We start from the raw sequence: 19,589 nt of genomic DNA, 5'->3' as shown, positions 1-19,589 counted from the left end.
GGGCCCGCATGACCACCGCGATCGAACGACACCTCTACGACGTCGTCGTGATCGGAGCCGGCGGGGCCGGCCTGCGCGCGGCGATCGAGGCCCGGCTGGCCGGCAAACGCACCGCGATCATCTCGAAGTCGCTCTTCGGCAAGGCGCACACCGTGATGGCCGAGGGCGGCGCGGCCGCCGCGATGGGCAACGCGAACTCCCGCGACAACTGGATGGTGCACTTCCGCGACACCATGCGCGGCGGGAAGTTCCTCAACAACTTCCGGATGGCCGAGCTGCACGCCAAGGAGGCGCCGGAGCGGATCTGGGAGCTGGAGACGTACGGCGCGCTCTTCGACCGGACGAAGGACGGCAGGATCTCGCAGCGCAACTTCGGCGGCCACGAGTACCCGCGGCTCGCGCACGTCGGCGACCGCACCGGCCTGGAACTGATCCGCACCCTGCAACAGAAGATCGTCTCGTTGCAGCAGGAGGACTACGCCGAGACCGGCAACTACGAGTCGCGCATCCGGGTCTTCCAGGAGACCACCGTCACCGAGCTGCTGCTCGACGGCGACCGGGTGGCCGGCGCGTTCGGCTACTACCGCGAGTCCGGCGAGTTCCTGCTCTTCGAGGCGCCGGCCGTGGTGCTGGCGACCGGCGGGGTCGGCCGGAGCTACAAGGTCACCTCGAACAGCTGGGAATACACCGGCGACGGGCACGCGCTCGCGCTGCGCGCCGGGGCCACCCTGATCAACATGGAGTTCCTCCAGTTCCACCCGACCGGCATGGTCTGGCCGCCCAGCGTGAAGGGCATCCTGGTCACCGAGTCGGTCCGCGGCGACGGTGGCGTGCTGCGCAACTCCGAGCAGAAGCGCTTCATGTTCGACTACGTCCCCGACGTCTTCCGCAAGCAGTACGCGGAGACCGAGGAGGAGGCCGACCGGTGGTACACCGATCCCGACAACAACCGCCGGCCCCCCGAGCTGCTCCCCCGTGACGAGGTGGCCCGCGCCATCAACAGCGAGGTGAAGGCGGGCCGGGGCAGCCCGGCCGGCGGCGTCTTCCTGGACGTCTCCACCCGGATGCCGGCCGAGACGATCATCCGGCGACTGCCGTCGATGCACCACCAGTTCAAGGAGCTGGCCGACGTCGACATCACCAAGGAGCCGATGGAGGTCGGGCCGACCTGCCACTACGTGATGGGCGGCGTCGAGGTCGACCCCGACTCGGGCGCCGCGTCCGGCCGGGTGCAGGGCCTCTTCGCGGCCGGCGAGGTGTCCGGCGGCATGCACGGGTCGAACCGGCTCGGCGGCAACTCCCTCTCCGACCTGCTGGTCTTCGGCAAGCGGGCCGGCGAGCACGCCTCGGCCTACGTCGACTCCCTGGGCAAGCGGCCGAAGCCGTCGAAGGTGGACGTCGCCGCGGCCGTCGAGGTGGCGCTCGCGCCTCTGGTCCGGGACGCGGGTGAGAACCCGTACACATTGCAACAGGATCTTCAAGCGGTGATGGGCGATCTCGTGGGCATCATCCGGCGCGCGGGCGAACTCACCGACGCCCTGAAACGCCTGCACGAACTGCGGGTGCGCGTCGCCAACGTGGCGTCCGACGGCGGCCGGCGCTACAACCCCGGCTGGCACCTCGCCCTCGACCTGCGCAACATGCTCGTCGTCTCGGAGTGCACGGCGAAAGCGGCGCTGGAGCGCGAGGAGTCGCGCGGCGGGCACACCCGGGAGGACTTCCCGAAGATGAGCCCCGAGTGGCGCCGGATCAACCTGATCTGCTCGCTCGACGAGTCCGGCGACGTCCACCTGGAACGTAAGCCGGTGCCGCGGATGCGCGACGAGCTGCTCGGCCTCTTCGAGCGCTCGGAGCTGGCCAAATACCTGACCGACGAGGAGATGGCTGAATGAAACGTCGATTCCGGGTCTGGCGCGGCGACGAGACCGGCGGCGACCTGCGCGACTTCGAGGTCGAGGTCAACGAGGGCGAGGTCGTGCTCGACATCATCCACCGGCTCCAGGCCACCCAGGCGCCCGACCTCGCCTGCCGGTGGAACTGCAAGGCCGGCAAGTGCGGCTCCTGCTCCATGGAGATCAACGGCAAGCCGCGGCTCGGCTGCATGACCCGGATGTCGACGTTCACCCCGGACGAGACCATCACGATCACGCCGCTGCGCACCTTCCCGGTCATCCGCGACCTGGTCACCGACGTCTCCTTCAACTACGAGAAGGCCCGGGAGACGCCGGCGTTCGCGCCGCCGGTCGGCGTGGCCCCGGGCGAATACCGGATGCAGCAGGTCGACGTGGAACGCAGCCAGGAGTTCCGCAAGTGCATCGAGTGCTTCCTCTGCCAGAACACCTGCCACGTGGTGCGCGACCACGAGGACAACAAGGAGGCGTTCGCCGGCCCGCGCTACTTCATCCGGGCCGCCGAGCTCGACATGCACCCGCTCGACGCGCGCGGCGACCGCAAGGAATACGCGCAGGCGGCCCAGGGCCTCGGGTACTGCAACATCACGAAGTGCTGCACCGAGGTCTGCCCGGAGCACATCAAGATCACGGACAACGCGATCATCCCGATGAAGGAGCGCGTGGTGGATCGCCGCTTCGACCCGCTCGTCTGGCTGGGCCGCAAGATCCGCCGCCGCGACGAGCTCTCCGTTGACGATCAGCTGACGGCGCCGACGGCGGGCACGACCGCGTCCACCGTCTCGGTGCCGCTCTCCAGCTTCCGGCTGCCGGAGGGGCCGCCGGTCGGGCCGGACGGGCACATGGACATCGCCGAGCTCGCGGCCCCGCTGCAGGGCGGGCTGTCGCCGTTCGGCGAGGACATCGAGTTCCCGCTGCCGCCCGAGCAGGTGACCTATCACCATCCGTCGAACACGCGTACTAACATGGCGGAGTGAGCAGCAGTTACCAGCCCTCGATGCTCGACCTCATGACGTCCGGGCCGGCCGGCGCCTTCGCGCCGCTGGCCGGCCTGACACGTCACCACCTCACGGCGGGCGCCTGGGCCGACGTGCTGCCCGGCTGGATGAGCGGCTCCGACGAGGTCTTCGAGACGCTGCTCGGCATCGACTGGCGGGCCGAGCGCCGGAAGATGTATGACGACGTCGTCGACGTGCCCCGCCTGCTCCGCTGGTTCGGCGGCGGCGAGACCCTCCCTCACCCCGCCCTGGAGACGGCGAAGTCGCTGCTCAACGCGCACTACGCGGCCGAGCTCGGCGAAGAGTTCGTGACCGCCGGCATGTGCCTCTACCGCGACGGCCGGGACAGCGTCGCCTGGCACGGCGACACCCACGGCCGCTCGGCCGAGCACGACACGATGGTCGCCATCGTCTCCTTCGGATCGCCCCGCAACCTGCTGCTGCGCCCGCGCGCCGGCAACCACGAGACGCTGCGGTTCCCGCTCGGCCACGGCGATCTCATCGTGATGGGCGGCTCCTGCCAGCGGACCTGGGAGCACGCCATCCCCAAGACGGCCCGCGCGGTCGGCCCTCGGGTGAGCGTGCAGTTCCGCCCGCGCGGCGTCGCCTGAGCCGCTCCCACCTCTCTCCCGCGCGCGCCGCCCGCCGCCTCGCGCCGCCGCCTCGCCCGCCCGCCGCGTCACGCGCCCGCCACCGCGCGCGCCGCCGCCTCGCCCGCCCGCCGCCTCGCCCGCCGCGTCACGCGCCCGCCGCAGGTTTCGGTGGGCGCCGGCTCGGCTGCGGCCGGCGAGGCGGGCCGGTGGCGGCGGCGGAGCGGGTGGCGGCAAGGCGAGGTGGGCGGCTGCGGGCGGCGGCGGGTGGAGTGGGGGTCTAGCTGGTGGGACATCTTCTTGTAACAGGGGCATTGCAAGTGGTTGACGAGCAGCGCGAGAAAGTTACACTCCAAGTGTAAATAGTTGACCATCACTCCATACGGGACCGACGCCGGTCCAGGGAGGTGGCTATGGCAACAAATGAGCTCGCCCTTCATCACATAACCGTTCGCTTCGGCGGGCTGGTCGCTCTCGACGACGTGTCGCTGCGTGTGGCACCCGGCAAGGTCGTCGGAGTCATCGGACCCAACGGGGCGGGCAAGACCACCCTTTTCAACGTCATCTGCGGGTTCGTGCCGCCCACCGAGGGATCGCTGACCCTCGACGGACGGCCGTGGCGGCCCCGGCCTCATCAGCTCAACGGTCTCGGGATCGCCCGGACGCTGCAGGGCGTCGGGCAGTTCGGCGGCATGAGCGTCCTGGAGAACGTGATGGTCGGGGTGCGCGGCCGGCGCGCCAGGGCCGAGACCGAGGCGTTCGAGGCGCTGGACCGGTGCGGTGTCGCGGACTACGCGGCGGCGCGGCCGGGGGCGCTGCCCTACGCGATCCGGAAACGGGTCGAGCTGGCCCGGGCGCTCGCGTCCCGGCCGCGCATCCTCATGCTCGACGAGCCGGCCGGCGGCCTGGACACCGACGAGATCCACTGGCTCGGTGAGCTGATCAAGAACGCCGGCACCACCGTTCTGCTGGTGGAGCACCACATGGACCTGGTCATGTCGATCTGCGACGAGATCCTCGTCCTCGACTTCGGCAAGCCGATCGCGCTCGGCACCCCGGGCGAGATCAGCACGAACGAGAGGGTCACCGAGGCATACCTCGGCACCCCCGCCTAGAGCACCTCAGAAGAGAAGCAGGCCATGCCTACGGCACGGGCCTGCTCCGCCATACCCGAAATTTCGTGAAAAGACCGGAGGTGCCGCACGGCATGACCAGCCCACTGCTGCAGGTCGAGGGGCTCACCGCCGGGTACGGCGCCGCACCCGTCCTGCACGACGTGAACCTCACCGTCCAACCGGGAGAGATCGTCGCCGTCCTCGGCGCGAACGGAGCCGGCAAGACGACGCTCCTGCGCACCCTCTCCGGCCTGGTCCGCAGCAGCCGCGGCAGCGTCGTCTTCGACGGCGCCGATCTCCGGAGCACCAAGGTGGAGCAGATGGTCCGGCGCGGGATCGCGCACGTCCCGGAGGGGCGTGGCGTGGTCACCGAGCTCACCGTCGACGAGAACCTGCGGCTCGGCGGCCTGTGGCGGCGCGACCAGGCCGACGCGAAACGTGCCCTCGACGAGGTGTACGAGCTGTTCCCGGCGCTGGCACAACGACGTGCCTTCGCCGGGCACCAGCTCTCCGGCGGTGAGCGGCAGATGCTGGCGCTGGGCCGCGCGCTGATCGGCCGGCCGCGGCTGCTGCTGCTCGACGAGCCGTCGCTCGGGCTCGCCCCGAAGATCACCGCGCAGATCATGGCGCTCCTGCGGGATCTGCAGAAGAGGACCGGCCTCGCCGTCCTCCTCGTCGAGCAGAACGTCCGTAGCGCGCTCTCCATCGCCGACGAGGGCGTGGTGCTCGCCCTCGGCCGGGTGGTCACCCGCAACCGGGCGTCGGCGTTGCGCGACGACGCCGATCTCCGTCACGCCTACCTGGGGTTCTGATGAGCCAATTCGTCTATCTGACCTTCGACGGGTTGAGCCGGGGCGCGGTCTACGCGGCGTTCGCGCTGGCCCTCGTGCTGATCTGGCGGGCCGCCCGGATCGTCAACTTCGCGCAGGGCGCCATGGCGGTCGCGGCCGTCTACGCCGGCTACTCGGTCACCAACGCGACCGGGTCGTACTGGCTCGGATTCGTCACGGCACTGGTGGCCGGCCTGATCCTCGGCGTCGTCGTCGAGCGGGTGGTGATGCGGTTCGTCGACCACTCGTCGCCGCTCAACGGCGTGGTCGTGGCGCTCGGCCTGGTCCTGGTGATCCAGGGCGTGCTCGGGATGATCTACGGCAACGAGTTCCAGCCGGTCGAGACGCCGTTCAGCCGGGACGCCTTCCAGATCGGCGACGTCGCCCTGCTCTCCCGGTACGACCTGTTCGTGTTCGCCGCGGTGGGCGCGGTGGTCGTCGCGCTCACGCTCCTCTTCACGCGTACGGCCGTAGGACTGCGGATGCGGGCCGCCGCGTTCGCGCCGGACGTCTCCCGGCTGCTCGGCGTCTCGGTCGGCGGCATGCTCACGCTCGGCTGGGCGCTGGCCGCCGCCGTGGGCTCGCTGGCCGGGATGCTCGTCGTCCCGACCGAGCTGGGCCTGCACCCGACCGCCATGGACGTCGTCTTCATCTCCGCGTTCACGGCGGCGGTCGTCGGCGGCCTGGACAGCCCGATCGGCGCGGTCACCGGCGGGCTGATCGTCGGGCTCCTGCTCTCCTACGTGAGCGGCTACGTGGAGCCGACCGTCGCCCCGATGGCCGTCCTGCTGCTGCTCGTGGTGGTGCTCCTCGGCCGGCCGGGCGGACTGTTCTCCAGCTCGAAGGCGAGGGTGGCATGACGGACTCGAAGGCGAGGGTGGCATGACGGACATGAAGCAGAAGACGGCCGCTCACGACGTACCGGAGAAGAGCGTGCCGAAACGCAGAGGCGGAAGCCGCCTCGCTCCGCTCCTGATCGTCCTGGCCGGCGCGGTCGTGATCCTGATCCTCAGCTACACGCTGCCGCCGTTCCGGAACTACCAGCTCGCGACGGTCGGCGCCTATCTCTGCGTGACCGCCGGGCTGACCGTCCTCACCGGACTCAACGGCCAGCTCAGCCTCGGGCACGGCGCGCTCATGGCGACCGGCGCCTACGCGTTCGCGCTGGCCCAGAACAAGTGGCTGAGCATGCCGGTCAGCTTCGTCGTGGCGATCGCGGTGACCACCGCGGCCGGCGCGGTGATCGGGCTCGCGGCGGCCCGGCTGCGCGGGCCCTACCTGGCCGGCCTCACCCTCGCCGTCGCGATCGTGGTCCCGTCGGTGACCAGCACGTTCGACGAGGTCTTCAACAGCGACCAGGGCCTGTCGGTGGTCCTCGACCCGCCGCCCGGCACCATCCCGATGGAGCGCTGGCAGGTGTGGCTCTGCTGGGCCGGCGCGCTGATCACCGTTCTGGTGCTGGCGACGCTCGTCCGGGGCCGGTTCGGCAGGCGGCTGCGCGCGGTCCGCGACGACGAGACCGCCGCGAAGCTGGCCGGCGTCAACATCGCCCGGACTCAGGTCCTCGCGTTCGTGGTGAGCGCGGTCTGCGCCGGGCTTGCCGGCAGCCTGTTCGCGCTGCTGGCGCAGAGCGTCTCGCCCGGCGCGTTCCCGCTGACCCTCTCCCTCTTCCTGGTCATGGCGATCGTGATCGGCGGCCTGGGCAGCCTGTTCGGCGCGCTCTGGGGCGCCGTCCTGCTGGTCGCCCTGCCGGCGTTCGCGCAGTCGATCGCCGAGCAGACCGGATCGCACCGTCTCGAGGGCAACCTCGCCCTGGTCGTCTTCGGCGTGGTGCTCATCGTCGTCATGCTCGCCGCCCCGGGCGGCCTCGCTTCCATCCGCTTCACCTTCATCCGCAGATTCAGGAGGGTTCGATGAAACGCATCGCGACGATGTTCGTCGCCGCCGCTGTTCTACTGGCCGCGGGCTGCAGCGACGACGGCGGGGGCAGTGGCAGCGGCGGCGCCGACGTGCCGGGCGTGACCGACACCGAGGTCGTGGTCGGCAGCCACCAGCCGCTCACCGGGCCGGCCGCCGCCGGGTACGCGAGCATCTCGCCGGCGACGAAGGCGTACTTCGACTTCGTCAACGCGAACGGCGGCGTGCACGGCCGGAAGATCACGTACAAGGTCAAGGACGACGGCTACAACCCGGCGACCACCCAGCAGGTGGTGCGGGAGCTGGTGCTGCAGGACAAGGTCTTCGCGATCATCAACGGCCTCGGCACCCCGACGCACACCGGCGTGCTGGACTTCCTCAAGACCAACCGGGTGCCCGACCTGTTCGTGGCGAGCGGCAGCCGCAGCTGGAACCAGCCCGACAAGTATCCGGGCACGTTCGGCTTCAACCCGGACTACACGGTCGAGGGCAAGATCCTCGGCACGTACGTGAAGGAGCAGCAGGCCGGCAAGAAGGTCTGCTTCCTCGGCCAGGACGACGACTTCGGCCGGGACGCCCTGGTCGGCCTGGAGAAGGTCGTCGGCGCCGTCGCGTCCAAGGGCAGCTACGTGACCAGCAACCCGAACGTCGGCCCGCAGATGGGCCAGTTCAAGGCGGCCGGCTGCGAGGTCGTGGTGCTGGCGACCATCCCCGGGTTCACCGCGCTCTCCATCGGGACGGCCGCGAAGATCGGCTTCAAGCCGCAGTTCGTGGTGAGCAACGTGGGCGCCGACCCGGACACCGTGAGCAAGGCCCTGGGCGCCGCCGCACCGCTGCTCGAGGGCGTCGTGGCGGCCAACTACCTGCCGCTGAGCAGCGACGACGCGAACCCGTGGATCCAGCTCTTCAAGAAGGTCAACACCGAGTACAACAACAACGCCGAGTTCGACAACAACGTCGTCTACGGCATGTCGGTGGCGTACCTGTTCGTCCAGTCGCTCCAGGCGGCCGGCAAGGACCTGACCCGCGACGGCATCGTCGAGGCGGTCAAGAAGAACGGCTTCCAGGGCCCGGCTCTGGTTCCGCTGCGCTTCTCGGCCACCGATCATTCCGGGTACGGGGGAACGCAGCTCACGAAGATCGAAAGTGGCAAGGCCGTCTTCTTCGGGACGGCGTACACCACCGACGACGCCGACGGCGCGGTCACCCCGCACACCGCCCAGGCCGTGACACCGCCTTCCAACGGCGTCCCGGCCGCGTAATATCTGCACCCTGTCTGCAAATACTGAATTCTTGAGGAGTGAGCGATGGCCGACCAGGTAGCGATCGTGACCGGAGCCAGCCGGGGAATCGGGTTGGCCATCGCGCAACGCTTCGTCTCACAGGGGGCGAAGGTGGCCGTGACCGGCCGGGACGCCGACGCGCTCGCGGCCGCCGTGAAGGAGCTCGGCGGGGCCGACGTGGCGATCGGCGTGGCCGGCAAGGGCGACGACCCGGAGCACCGGGCCGCCGTGGTCGACGCGGTCACCGCCCGGTTCGGGCCGGTCACCACGCTGATCAACAACATCGGGATCAACCCGGCGTACGGGCCGCTCGCGAAGCTCGACCTCGGCGCCGCCCGCAAGATGGCCGAGGTCAACCTGATCGGCACGCTCGGCTGGGTGCAGGAGGCGCTGCGCGGCGGCCTCGCCGAGTCGGGCGGCTCGATCGTCAACATCTCGTCGGTCTCCGGCGTGCGCCCGGCGCCGGGCATCGCGTTCTACGGCACCACGAAGGCGGCGCTCATCCACCTCACCGAGGAGCTCGCCGTCGAGCTGGCGCCGAAGATCCGGGTCAACGCGGTCGCACCGGCCGTCGTGAAGACCCGGTTCGCCACCGCGCTCTACGAGGGACGCGAGGCGGAGGTGGCGGCCACGTACCCCCTGGGCAGGCTCGGGAACACCGACGACGTGGCCGGCACCGTGGCGTTCCTCTGCTCGGCGGACGCCTCCTGGATCACCGGGCAGACCATCGTCCTCGACGGAGGGGTCACCCTCACCGGGAGCGTGCAGTGAAGCGGGTCGTCGTCACCGGCGCGGGCGGCGGCATCGGCGCCGCCCTGGCCCGCAGGTTCGCGGCGGACGGGGCCACGGTCGTGGTGAACGACCTCGACCCGGACGCCGCCCGCACGGTCGCCGCGGAGATCGGCGGGATCGCCGTGCCCGGCGACGCGGCCAGCGAGCAGGACGTCCGCGCCCTGGTCGGCACGGCGTTCGCCGAGCTCGGCGGGATCGACCTGTTCTGCTCCAACGCCGGCGTCCTCTCCTCCGGCGACGAGACCACCCCGGACGCGCAGTGGCAGCGCGACTTCGGGGTCAACGTGATGTCGCACGTCTACGTGACCCGGGCGCTGCTCCCCCGCTGGCTCGACGGCGACACCCCGAAGCGCCTGCTCGTCACGGTGAGCGCGGCCGGCCTGCTGACCCTGCTCGGCAGCGCCACCTACTCGGTGACGAAGCACGCCGCGCTCGCGTACGCCGAGTGGCTGCGCGCCACGTACGCGCATCGGGGTCTCATCGTGCAGGCGCTCTGCCCGCAGGGCGTGCGCACCGACATGCTGACCCGCGGCAACGACGCGGGCAGCGGCAGCGCCGCACTCCTGGCCGAGGGCGCGCTCGCGCCCGAGGCGGTGGCCGACCGGGTGGCCGCGTCGCTGGACGGCGGCGAGTTCCTGATCCTCCCGCATCCCGAGGTCGCCGACTACTACCGCTTGCGCGCGAGCGATCCGGACCGTTGGCTGGGTGGCATGAACAAGATGCAGCGTGGATTCGAGGCCGCCCGGTGAAGGGGCTCGACCTGGACGCCCTCCAGGCCTATCTGGACAGCCCGCCCCTGACCGCGACGATGTTCGCCGGCGGGCGGTCGAACCTGACCTACGCCGTCACCGACGGGACCCACCGGTGGGTGCTGCGTCGCCCGCCCCTGGGACACGTGCTGCCGACCGCTCACGACATGGAGCGGGAGCACAAGGTGCTGGCCGCGCTGTCCGCGGCGGGATTCCCGGTGCCCGAGCCGGTCCGGCTGTGCACGGATGTCTCGGTCATCGGTGCCCCGTTCTATCTCATGGAGCACGTCGACGGACAGATCTATCGAGACGCCTCCTCGTTGGAGCGCGTGGATCTCGGAGAGTTGACGCTTCGGCTCGTCGACACCCTTGCTGACCTGCACGCCCTGGATCCGGTTGCGATCGGGCTCGGCGACTTCGGCAAGCCCGAGGGCTTCAACGAGCGCCAGGTCCGCCGCTGGAAGAAGCAGCTCGACGCGTCCCGCAGCCGGGAGCTCTCCGGCATCGAGGAGCTGCACGCCCGGCTCGCCACCGACATCCCGGCCGGCGGGCCCGGCGCGGTCGTGCACGGCGACTACCGCCTCGACAACGTGCTGATCGGCTCCTCGCTCGAGGTCAAGGCCGTCCTCGACTGGGAGATGTCCACGCTGGGCGACCCGCTGAGCGACCTCGCCCTGATGCTGGTCTACGCCGGGCGCCCGCTGCTCGTCCGGGACGGCACGCCGGTCGCGCCGATCGACCTGCCCGGGCACCCGTCGCTCGACGCGATGGCCGCCCGGTACGCCGAGCGCAGCGGCCGGGACGTCGGCGACCTGCACTGGTACGTCGGCTTCGCCGCGTTCAAGCTCGCCGTCATCCTCGAGGGCGTGCACTACCGCTACACCCAGGGGCAGACCGTCGGCGCCGGTTTCGACACCGTCGGCGCGATGGTGCCCGCACTGATCGAGCAGGGCCACCGAGCGCTGGAAGGACACTGAACCCCATGGACTTCGAGTTCGACGCGAAGACCGAGGACTACCGCAAGCGGCTGCTCGCCTTCATGGATGAGCACGTTTACCCCGCCGAAGGCTCCTTCCACGCCGACGGCGGCTGGGAACCGCCGGCGATCCTCTCCTCTCTGCAAGCCGCCGCCAAGGAGGCCGGCCTCTGGAACCTCTTCCTCCCGGGCGAGCACGGCGCCGGCCTGACCAACCTTCAGTACGCGCCGCTCGCCGAGATCACCGGCCGCAGCCCGGCGATCGCCCCGGCCGCGCTGAACTGCGCCGCGCCGGACACCGGCAACATGGAGGTGCTCGCCGAGTTCGGCACCCCCGAGCAGCAGGAGAAGTGGCTGAAGCCGCTGCTGGCCGGCGAGATCCGGTCGGCGTTCGCGATGACCGAGCCGCAGGTCGCCTCCTCGGACGCCACCAACATCGGCACCCGGATCGAGCGGGACGGCGACGAGTACGTCATCAACGGCCGCAAGTTCTACATCACCGGCGCGATGAACCCGAACTGCCGGATCTTCATCGTGATGGGCAAGACCGACCCGGACGCGCCGCGGCACGTGCAGCAGAGCCAGATCCTGGTGCCCCGGGACACCCCGGGCCTCACCGTGAAGCGCGGCATGACGGTCTTCGGCTACGCCGACGGCGACCACGGCGGGCACGCCGAGATTCTCTTCGAGAACGTCCGGGTGCCGGCCACGAACCTGATCGGCGAGGAGGGCGGCGGTTTCGCCATCTCGCAGGCCCGCCTCGGCCCGGGACGCATCCACCACTGCATGCGGCTCATCGGCATGGCCGAGCGCGCCCTCGAGCTGATGTGCACCCGGGCGCTGACCCGCACCCCGTTCGGCAAGCCCCTCGCCGAGCAGGGCGTCATCCAGGACTGGATCGCCGAGTCCCGGGTCCGCATCGAGCAGGCCCGGCTGCTCGTCCTCAAGGCCGCCTGGCTCATGGACACGGTCGGCAACAGGGGCGCGCACACCGAGATCCAGGCCATCAAGATCGTGGTGCCGTCGGCTGTGGAGTGGATCGTGGACAAGGCGATCCAGACGTACGGCGCGGCCGGCACCAGCCAGGACACGCCGCTCGCCGCGCTCTGGGTGTCCGCCCGCACGCTGCGCCTCGCCGACGGCCCGGACGAGGTCCACAAGCGATCACTGGCGCACCGCGAGCTGAAGCGCTACCGGAGTGGTTCGTGACGACACCGCCCCGCGTCGACGGTCGTACCGCCCGGTCCGAGAGGACCCGCAACGCGATCGTCGACGCCCATCTCCGCCTGATCGGCGAGGGCGATCTGCGTCCCACCGCGGACCGGATCGCCAAGCTGGCCGGGGTGTCGCTGCGGGCACTGTGGAGCCACTTCGCCGATATGGAGGCCCTGATGACCGCGAGCGGTCAGCGGGTGCTGGAGCAGCGCGACACCTCGTACCGGCCGATCCGGGCCGACCTGCCGCTCGGCGAGCGGATCGCGGCGTACTGCGAGCAGCGGGCGCGGCTGCTGGAGGAGATCGGTCCGGCGGCCCGCGCCTCGGCGCTGAAGGAGCCCTTCTCGGCCGGCCTGCAGCACTACCGCAGGCTGCACGTCGCGCGCGTCCGCGACGAGCTGACCACCACGTTCGCGACCGAGATCGGTCAGGACGAGGAACTGCTGAACGCCCTCACGTCGATCAGCCAGTGGCCGACCTGGGCGACGTGGCGGGACGTCATGGAGATGTCGGTGGACGACTCCCGGGCCGCCCTGCAGCGCAGCGTCAGCGCCCTGTTGACGCCGGCCTAGGCCGGGCGTGGCGCCGCCGGTCTAGGCCGCGCGTTGCGCAGCCGGTCTAGGCCGCGCGTTGCGCAGCCGTTCTGGGCCGGGCGTTGCGCAGCCGGATGCCGCTGAAGCGCAGCGAGCTCGCGACGACCTCGTCCCAGAACGGCCACAGGTCGCCGAGCAGCCGCAGCTGAATCCCGGCCGCGGCGTGCAGGTCCACGAGGTCACCGACCGGTTCCGGCGGCCCGAGCGGCACCACCGTCTCGACGGCCACCATGGCGTGCGGATACGGCTCCCCGAACGGGCGGAACGGCCCGGCGGGGAGCCGGTACGCATACAGCCGCGTGGTCCGCATCGCCGCCAGCCACCCGAACTCGACGGCGTGCACCCGCTCCCCGCACCCGGCCCCGACGATCCGCTCCCGATCGGCGGCCGTCGTCTCGCCGCCCACCCACGCCATCGCCCGCGGACACTGCCGCGGAAACCAGTAGCTGGGCGCCTGCTCGTGATCGACCGCCCAGACGTACGCCTCGGGCTGCTGAGCGGTGGCCGCCACATGCGGCACGAACCGGGTGATCCCCGGATCCTCCGAGAAGTGCAGAACCTCCCCCGCCACCGGCCGCATCAGGTGGTGCCCAGGATCCGCAGACCGTGATGCTCCCGAAAATCCTGGTAATCCCTAAGATTCAGGGTCGCCAGGGGCAGGTCGTAGGTCAGGCGACAGGCCGCGATCCACATGTCGTTCATGGGGCGAGGACGGCTTCTCAGCGGCCGGCGTCCGATCAGCCGAGCAGCCAACGGTTCGACGAGCCGTCGCGTGGTCTGCGGCCGGGCCGGATAGCCGGAGATGAGCGGTTCGGGCTGGCTCATGGCGACCTCCACCGGGCGCGACGGATCGGCCTCCCCAGGATAGCCACCGGCGCGGGGCGGGAGGGGCCGTGCCGGCTTCTCCCGCCCCGCGCCCGCGCTAGAGGATGACGACCGAGCGGGCGCCCTCGCCCCGGGACATGCGGTCGAAGGCGGACGGGACGTCGGCCAGGGTGATCCGGTCGGTGACCAGGAAGCCCAGGTCCAGGTTGCCGGAGAGGATCTCGCGGGCCAGGGCCGGCACCTCGACGTCGGTGTCGGCCTGGCCGTAGACGGACGCGCGCAGCACCCGGGCCGAGCTGAAGATCTCCAGGGCGCTGAGCTGGACCATGTCGTCGGCCGCCCCCATGCCGACGACCGTGACCTGGCCTCCGGTGCGGGTGGCCCGCCAGGCCGCGCGGATCGTGGCGGCCCGGCCGACGCACTCGATGGCGTGGTCGGCGCCCTGGCGGTCGGTGCGGGAGCGGATGTCCTTCGACAGGTTGTCGGACGACACCACGAAGTCGGTCGCGCCGGCCGCCTCGGCGAGGCCCTTCTTCGACTCGTTGACGTCGACCGCGATGACCTGGGCCGCGCCGGCCGCGCGGGCTGCCGCGACCGCCGAGAGGCCGACCCCGCCGAGGCCGATGACCAGCACCGATTCGCCCGGCTTGACCCGTGCGGTGTGGCGGATCGCGCCGGTCCCGGTCAGCACCGCGCATCCGAGCAGCGCCGCCAGATCGAAGGACAACTGCGGGGGTACGGCGATGACGGCGTTCTCCGGGACCACGACCTGTTCGGCGAACGCGCCGACGCCGAGCGTCACGTGGACCGGCGCGCCGTCCAGGGTGAGGCCGTTCTCCAGGGCCGCCACGCCGTGCGAGGTGGAGCAGAGCCACGGCTCGCCGTTGTCGCAGTGCCAGCAGTTGCGGCAGGCCGGCTGCCAGTTCAGCACCACGTGGTCGCCGACCGCGGCCCGGGTGACGTGCGCACCCACCTCGACGACCTCGCCGGCCGCCTCGTGGCCGAGCACGAGCGGGTGCGGCGGCCGGAGCGTGCCGTTGATCATCGAGAGGTCGGAGTGGCAGACGCCGGCCGCGCGGATACGGACCCGCACCTGGCCGGGGCCGATCTCGGGGAGCCGCAGCTCGGCGATCTCGGCCGGGACGCCCTCGGCGCGGACCACGAGGCCGGACATGTAGTGGGTCATCGCTGAATGGCCTTCACCTGCTGGAATTCCGCCAGGCCGTACGCGCCCAGCTCCCGGCCGAAGCCGGACTGCTTGTAACCGCCGAACGGCGCGAACGGGTTGAACGAGCCGCCGTTCACGTCGACGGCGCCGGTGCGGATCCGCCGCGCCACGGCCAGGGCCCGCTCGTCGGAGCCCCAGACCCCGCCAGCCAGGCCGTACTTCGAGTCGTTGGCGATCGCCACGGCCTCGTCGTCGTCGCCGAACGGGATGATCGACAGGACCGGTCCGAAGACCTCCTCCTGGGCCAGCTCGCTCGCCGGGTCGACGTCGGCGAAGACGGTCGGCGCCACGAAGTGCCCGGTCGCCGGCAGCGGCGCGTCGAGACCACCGGCCACCAGGCGGGCGCCAGCCCGTTCGACGAATCCGCGGACCCGCTCGCGCTGCCCGGCCGAGACCAGCGGGCCGAGCCGGGTGGCCGGGTCGAACGGGTCGCCCACGGTGTAGCCGGCGGCGGTCTTGGCGGCCAGCTCCACGGCCTCGTCGTAGTAGCTGCGGTGCACCAGCATCCGGGTCCACGCCGTGCAGGTCTGCCCGGAGTTGAGGAACGCGTTGCCGACGCCGACCTTCACGGCCTTGACCACGTCGGCGTCCTCGAGGATCACGTTGGCGGACTTGCCGCCGAGCTCCAGCGAGACCCGGGCGATCCGGTCGGCGGCCGCGTGCGCGATGGCCCGGCCGGTCGCCGTGGAGCCGGTGAACGAGACCAGGTCGACGTCGGGGTGCCCGGCGATGGCCGCGCCGACCACCGGACCGGTGCCGGTGACCAGGTTGAACACGCCCGGCGGCAGGCCGGCCTCGTGCACGGCGTCGGCCAGCAGGCAGGCCACCAGCGGCGTCAGCTCGCTCGGCTTGAGGACCACCGTGCAGCCGGCCGCGAGGGCCGCGCCGACCTTCGCGACGACCTGGTGCAGCGGGTAGTTCCACGGGGTGATCGCGCCGACCACGCCGGCCGGCTCGTGCACCACGAGCGAGTTCCCGATCGTCTCGGGGGTCGGCTCGCGCCCGGCGAGTTCGGCGTACCCGGAAAGGACCGTGAGGGGCAGCCCGGCCTGCACCGCCTTCGCGACCTTGAGGGGGGTCCCCAGCTCGCGGCCCACCGTCTCGGCGATCGTGTCGGCGCGCGCCGCGAGCGCCTGATGCAGGCGGCCGAGCGCCGCGCCCCGCTCGGCGGCGGGCGTGCCGGCCCAGCCGTCGAACGCCCGGCGGGCCGCGGAGACCGCGAGATTCACGTCCTCGGCGGTGCCGGCCGGGACGTGCCCGAAGACCTCCTCGGTGTACGGGTTCTCCACCTCGATCCGCTCGGCGGAGTCCGGCGGCACCCACTGGCCGCCGATGTAGAGCTGATCACGGAATACCGACGTCATCGGCGTACCCCCTGGTCGTAGCGATCGGTCAGGCCGGCGATCAACAGGTCCAGCCCCAGTTCGAAGGCGCCCTCGTCGACCGCGGCACGGTGGGCCGCGAGCTCGTGGGCGCGGTGCAGATGTGGATAGCGCTCGTCGTAGAGGTCGGGGTCGGCCTCGAAGCCGAGCGCGAACGAGCCGAGCGCGGAACCGGTGATCAGGTAGCGCATCAGCGCGCCGATGTGGGTGGCCCGGGCCCGGGACCAGCCCGCCTCGATCAGCGCGCCGTAGACCGCCTCGGCCATGGCGAGGCCGGCCGGCCGCCGCCCCGGGCCGGTGGCCAGCACCGGCACGATGTTCGGATGCGCGGTGAGCACCGCGTGGTACGACTTCGCCCAGAGCCGCAGCGCCTCGCGCCAGTCGCCGCTGCCGAACACGTCGATGTCGACCTGCGCGACGACCGCGTCGGCCACCGCGTCGACGATCTCGGCCTTGGTGGCGAAGTGGTTGTAGAGCGACGGGCCCTGCACGCCCAGCTCGGTCGCGAGCCGCCGCATCGAGAGCGCGTCGAGGCCCTCCGCGTCGATCAGCGCGGACGCCGCCTCGACGATGCGCTCCCGGGTGAGCAGCGCCTGCCGGGGCCGGGCCATGGGAACTCCCTGAGAAACGAATGAATTACGGATTCAGCACTGGACGTGTAAAAACTTACACCGCTAGTTTAGGCGGAACTGCGACGCACATCACTCGCGATGCCGAAGGAGTTCCGCATGACGACGCTGTCCCTGGCGACCGTGCTCGCCGAGGCCGCACGCCGCCACCCCGAGAAGGTGGCGATCGTCGACGCCGGCGGTGACCGGATCACCTACCGCGAACTCTGGCGGCAGACCCGGGCGTACGCGGCCGGGCTCCGCGAGCTCGGCGTCCAGCGGGGCGACACGGTCGCCGTGATGATCCCGAACGTCGCCGACTTCCCCCGGGTGTACTACGCGGCCCTGTCGGTCGGCGCCCGGATCGTGCCGGTCTCGCTGCTGCTCACGCCGGAGGAGGTCGGCTACGTGCTGACCGACAGCCAGGCGAACCTGCTGGTCACCCACTCGGCGTTCCTGCAGGCCGGCGCGGCGGCGGCGCAGGCCACCGGCACCCGGCTGGTCAACGTGGGCCCGCTGCCGGCCGACCTGCCGGCCACGCCGCCCCGGCTCGAGGAGATCGCCGCGGGCGTCGAGCCGCTGGTCACGTACGAGACGACCGAGGCCGAGGACGTCGCGGTGATCCTCTACACCAGCGGCACCACCGGCAAGCCGAAGGGCGCCCTGCTCACCCACCTCAACCTGGTGATGAACGCGGCCGTCAACGTCTTCGACGTGCACCCGCTCACCGGCGACGACGTGGTGCTCGGCTGCCTGCCGCTGTTCCACACGTTCGGCCAGACGGTCGGCATGAACGCGACCTTCCGGCTCGGCGGCACGCTCGTGCTGCTGCCCCGGTTCTCCGGCGAGGCCGCGATCGAGCTGATGCTCCGGGAGAACGTGACGATCTTCCACGGCGTGCCGACCATGTACATCGGCCTGCTCGAGGCGGCGCCGAAGGCCGAGCGGCTGCCGAAGCTGAAGCTCTGCGTGTCCGGCGGCGCGTCGCTGCCGGTCGCGGTGCTGGAGAAGTTCGCCGAGGCGTTCGGCTCACCGATCTGGGAGGGGTACGGGCTCTCCGAGACGTCCCCGACCGCCACCACGAACCAGCCGATCTTCGGCGCCAGGCCGGGCACGGTCGGGCACCCGATCTGGGGCGTCGACGTCGAGATCGCCCGCCCGGAGATCCCGGAGCGCATCGAGTTCGTGCCGGACGGCGAGCTCGGCGAGATCGTGATCCGCGGCCACAACGTCTTCGCCGGCTACCTGAACCGGCCGGAGGCCACCGCCGAGGCGCTCGTCGACGGCTGGTTCCGCACCGGCGACCTGGGCGCCAGGGACTCCGACGGCTTCATCCGGATCGTCGACCGGACCAAGGACCTGGTGATCCGCGGCGGGTTCAACGTCTACCCGCGCGAGGTCGAGGAGGTGCTGGCCCGGCACCCGGCCATCCAGCAGGTCGCGGTGATCGGGGTGCCGGACGCCACGCTCGGCGAGGAGATCTGCGCCGTGGTGGTGCTCGAGGACAAGCGCCTCACCGCCGACGAGCTGGTCGAGTGGTCGAAGGAGCGCCTCGGCAAGCACAAGTACCCCCGGCAGATCCGGTTCGCCGAGTCGCTCCCGCTCGGCCCGAGCATGAAGGTGCTCAAGCGGGAGCTGCGCAAGCAGTACTCAGACCAGTAGGGAGGGCAGCTCGGCGACGATCGGCTTGTCGGCGGGCAGCCACACCACGCTGTCCAACTGGTCCACGGCCAGCCAGCGCATGGAGGTGTGCTCCAGCGCCTCCGGGACGTCCCCCTCGACGAGGTCGGCGGCGTAGACCCGGAGCACGGCGCGGCCGTGGGCCAGCGGCACGTCCGGGCCCACCCGGTCGCCGACCTTCACCCGCACGCCGAGCTCCTCGGCGCACTCCCGGGCGAGCGCCGCCTCCTCGGTCTCCCCCGGCTCCACCTTGCCGCCCGGGAACTCCCATTTGCCCGCCGCTTCCGGAGGCGCGCTGCGCTGGCAGGCGAGCACCCGGCCGTCGGCGATGATCACCGCCGCTACGATCACCCTGGGTGACATCGAGGTCCTGACGTACGGTTCCGGCGGCATGGATACAAAGATCGCACAAAAGTTCACCGATCAGGTTGCCCGATGGTGCCCTGATCGTCACGCAAACACGGATATGTGGGCGTGGACACGGGTGTCCCAAAAGACGAAACTGTGGGACACCGACCATGACGACACGGCGACAGTTCGGCCACAAGCCGGCAACGACGCTGAGGGGGGTGCGGCTGATGCGGTCCCGACGACGCCGGAGCAACGGCGCCGACTATCTGAACGACGCCATCGCGCTACTGGGCGGATGGACCCGCGACGGAGTGCAGCTCCGCCGCGATCTTCCGTGTGACGACAGTCAGCATGCCGCATTGACCGAGCGGATCAAGGTGGCGGCGGACACCCTCGCGATCCGGCCCAGCATCCGGCGGGTCGACGGTCACACTCAGATCTGCCTCGGTTCCTCCGACGGGACGGCCATCACGGATGGTGAGGTAACGCTAGCAGCGCGTATCGAAGATTTCTACCGCACGGTGGTGCAGAGGCCGTAGATCGGCGG

Annotated in this window: 21 protein-coding genes; 15 read left to right on the top strand and 6 right to left on the bottom strand. The window is 71.1% G+C overall.

All coding sequences use genetic code 11. The annotated features are described in order from the left end of the window. The first annotated feature begins 8 nt into the window (after positions 1 to 8). From AB0G10_RS01655 to AB0G10_RS01595, 13 genes are all read left to right on the top strand, one after another. Positions 9 to 1,892: a fumarate reductase/succinate dehydrogenase flavoprotein subunit gene (locus AB0G10_RS01655; protein ID WP_360914893.1), complete on the top strand. Its 1,884-nt coding sequence runs from the start codon at positions 9 to 11 to the stop codon at positions 1,890 to 1,892. Continuing rightward, complete coding sequence (locus AB0G10_RS01650) at positions 1,889 to 2,887, top strand: succinate dehydrogenase/fumarate reductase iron-sulfur subunit (RefSeq protein ID WP_360914890.1); 999 nt, start codon at positions 1,889 to 1,891, stop codon at positions 2,885 to 2,887. The genes AB0G10_RS01655 and AB0G10_RS01650 overlap by 4 nt, the downstream gene beginning before the upstream one ends. After that, the gene (locus AB0G10_RS01645; protein ID WP_360914887.1) at positions 2,884 to 3,519 is read left to right on the top strand and encodes an alpha-ketoglutarate-dependent dioxygenase AlkB; all 636 of its coding nucleotides are present in this window, start codon (positions 2,884 to 2,886) and stop codon (positions 3,517 to 3,519) included. The genes AB0G10_RS01650 and AB0G10_RS01645 overlap by 4 nt, the downstream gene beginning before the upstream one ends. Before the next feature lie 392 nt (positions 3,520 to 3,911). Continuing rightward, on the top strand, positions 3,912 to 4,613 hold the full coding sequence (locus tag AB0G10_RS01640; RefSeq protein WP_360914884.1) for an ABC transporter ATP-binding protein: 702 nt from the start codon (positions 3,912 to 3,914) through the stop codon (positions 4,611 to 4,613). A 92-nt stretch (positions 4,614 to 4,705) separates the two neighbouring features. Next, complete coding sequence (locus AB0G10_RS01635; protein ID WP_360914881.1) at positions 4,706 to 5,425, top strand: ABC transporter ATP-binding protein; 720 nt, start codon at positions 4,706 to 4,708, stop codon at positions 5,423 to 5,425. Then, positions 5,425 to 6,303, top strand: coding sequence for a branched-chain amino acid ABC transporter permease (locus AB0G10_RS01630; RefSeq protein ID WP_360914878.1), 879 nt, complete (start codon positions 5,425 to 5,427; stop codon positions 6,301 to 6,303). The genes AB0G10_RS01635 and AB0G10_RS01630 overlap by 1 nt, the downstream gene beginning before the upstream one ends. Before the next feature lie 22 nt (positions 6,304 to 6,325). Next, complete coding sequence (locus AB0G10_RS01625; protein ID WP_360914875.1) at positions 6,326 to 7,360, top strand: branched-chain amino acid ABC transporter permease; 1,035 nt, start codon at positions 6,326 to 6,328, stop codon at positions 7,358 to 7,360. Next, entirely contained in the window at positions 7,357 to 8,622 is a 1,266-nt protein-coding gene (locus AB0G10_RS01620) for an ABC transporter substrate-binding protein (RefSeq protein ID WP_360914873.1), read from the top strand. The genes AB0G10_RS01625 and AB0G10_RS01620 overlap by 4 nt, the downstream gene beginning before the upstream one ends. A gap of 45 nt (positions 8,623 to 8,667) precedes the next feature. Continuing rightward, a complete protein-coding gene (locus AB0G10_RS01615) occupies positions 8,668 to 9,414 on the top strand; it encodes an SDR family oxidoreductase (protein ID WP_360914870.1) in 747 nt (248 codons plus the stop codon). Then, on the top strand, positions 9,411 to 10,184 hold the full coding sequence (locus tag AB0G10_RS01610; RefSeq protein WP_360914867.1) for an SDR family oxidoreductase: 774 nt from the start codon (positions 9,411 to 9,413) through the stop codon (positions 10,182 to 10,184). Before AB0G10_RS01615 ends, AB0G10_RS01610 begins: the two co-directional genes overlap by 4 nt. After that, a complete protein-coding gene (locus tag AB0G10_RS01605) occupies positions 10,181 to 11,161 on the top strand; it encodes a phosphotransferase family protein (RefSeq protein WP_360914864.1) in 981 nt (326 codons plus the stop codon). Before AB0G10_RS01610 ends, AB0G10_RS01605 begins: the two co-directional genes overlap by 4 nt. A 5-nt stretch (positions 11,162 to 11,166) precedes the next feature. Further along, positions 11,167 to 12,369, top strand: coding sequence for an acyl-CoA dehydrogenase family protein (locus AB0G10_RS01600; protein ID WP_360914861.1), 1,203 nt, complete (start codon positions 11,167 to 11,169; stop codon positions 12,367 to 12,369). Next, positions 12,366 to 12,947 carry a TetR/AcrR family transcriptional regulator gene (locus AB0G10_RS01595; protein ID WP_360914858.1) on the top strand — a complete coding sequence of 194 codons (582 nt, stop codon included), beginning with the start codon at positions 12,366 to 12,368 and terminating at the stop codon, positions 12,945 to 12,947. The genes AB0G10_RS01600 and AB0G10_RS01595 overlap by 4 nt, the downstream gene beginning before the upstream one ends. 46 nt (positions 12,948 to 12,993) lie before the next feature. Here the strand turns inward: AB0G10_RS01595 and AB0G10_RS01590 are convergent, their stop codons facing one another. From AB0G10_RS01590 to AB0G10_RS01570, 5 genes are all read right to left on the bottom strand, one after another. Further along, entirely contained in the window at positions 12,994 to 13,548 is a 555-nt protein-coding gene (locus tag AB0G10_RS01590; protein WP_360914855.1) for a DUF6886 family protein, read from the bottom strand. After that, on the bottom strand, positions 13,548 to 13,793 hold the full coding sequence (locus AB0G10_RS01585) for a hypothetical protein (protein WP_360914852.1): 246 nt from the start codon (positions 13,791 to 13,793) through the stop codon (positions 13,548 to 13,550). The genes AB0G10_RS01590 and AB0G10_RS01585 overlap by 1 nt, the downstream gene beginning before the upstream one ends. Positions 13,794 to 13,890: 97 nt before the next feature. Next, positions 13,891 to 14,979, bottom strand: a complete 1,089-nt coding sequence (locus AB0G10_RS01580; protein WP_360914849.1) for an alcohol dehydrogenase catalytic domain-containing protein — start codon at positions 14,977 to 14,979, stop codon at positions 13,891 to 13,893. Continuing rightward, entirely contained in the window at positions 14,976 to 16,385 is a 1,410-nt protein-coding gene (locus AB0G10_RS01575; RefSeq protein ID WP_360914846.1) for an aldehyde dehydrogenase family protein, read from the bottom strand. The genes AB0G10_RS01580 and AB0G10_RS01575 overlap by 4 nt, the downstream gene beginning before the upstream one ends. Continuing rightward, positions 16,382 to 17,014: a TetR/AcrR family transcriptional regulator gene (locus AB0G10_RS01570; RefSeq protein WP_360914843.1), complete on the bottom strand. Its 633-nt coding sequence runs from the start codon at positions 17,012 to 17,014 to the stop codon at positions 16,382 to 16,384. The genes AB0G10_RS01575 and AB0G10_RS01570 overlap by 4 nt, the downstream gene beginning before the upstream one ends. 117 nt (positions 17,015 to 17,131) lie before the next feature. Between AB0G10_RS01570 and AB0G10_RS01565 the strand changes: the two genes are divergently transcribed. Further along, the gene (locus AB0G10_RS01565) at positions 17,132 to 18,673 is read left to right on the top strand and encodes a long-chain fatty acid--CoA ligase (RefSeq protein ID WP_360914840.1); all 1,542 of its coding nucleotides are present in this window, start codon (positions 17,132 to 17,134) and stop codon (positions 18,671 to 18,673) included. On the opposite strand, the gene AB0G10_RS01560 is transcribed toward AB0G10_RS01565, so the two are convergent. Then, positions 18,662 to 19,084 (bottom strand): (deoxy)nucleoside triphosphate pyrophosphohydrolase, encoded by a 423-nt coding sequence (locus AB0G10_RS01560; RefSeq protein WP_360914837.1) that lies wholly within the window; start codon positions 19,082 to 19,084, stop codon positions 18,662 to 18,664. The genes AB0G10_RS01565 and AB0G10_RS01560 overlap by 12 nt on opposite strands. Positions 19,085 to 19,269: 185 nt before the next feature. Here AB0G10_RS01560 and AB0G10_RS01555 point away from each other — a divergent pair, with 185 nt between their 5' ends. After that, positions 19,270 to 19,581, top strand: a complete 312-nt coding sequence (locus AB0G10_RS01555) for a pterin dehydratase (RefSeq protein WP_360917917.1) — start codon at positions 19,270 to 19,272, stop codon at positions 19,579 to 19,581. Positions 19,582 to 19,589: the final 8 nt, after the last annotated feature.

The sequence above is a fragment of the Actinoplanes sp. NPDC023714 genome, from assembly GCF_040639855.1.
Lineage (GTDB): Bacteria > Actinomycetota > Actinomycetes > Mycobacteriales > Micromonosporaceae > Actinoplanes.
Note: the sequence above shows the minus strand (reverse complement) of the source record. Positions and strands in the feature narration are given on the sequence as shown.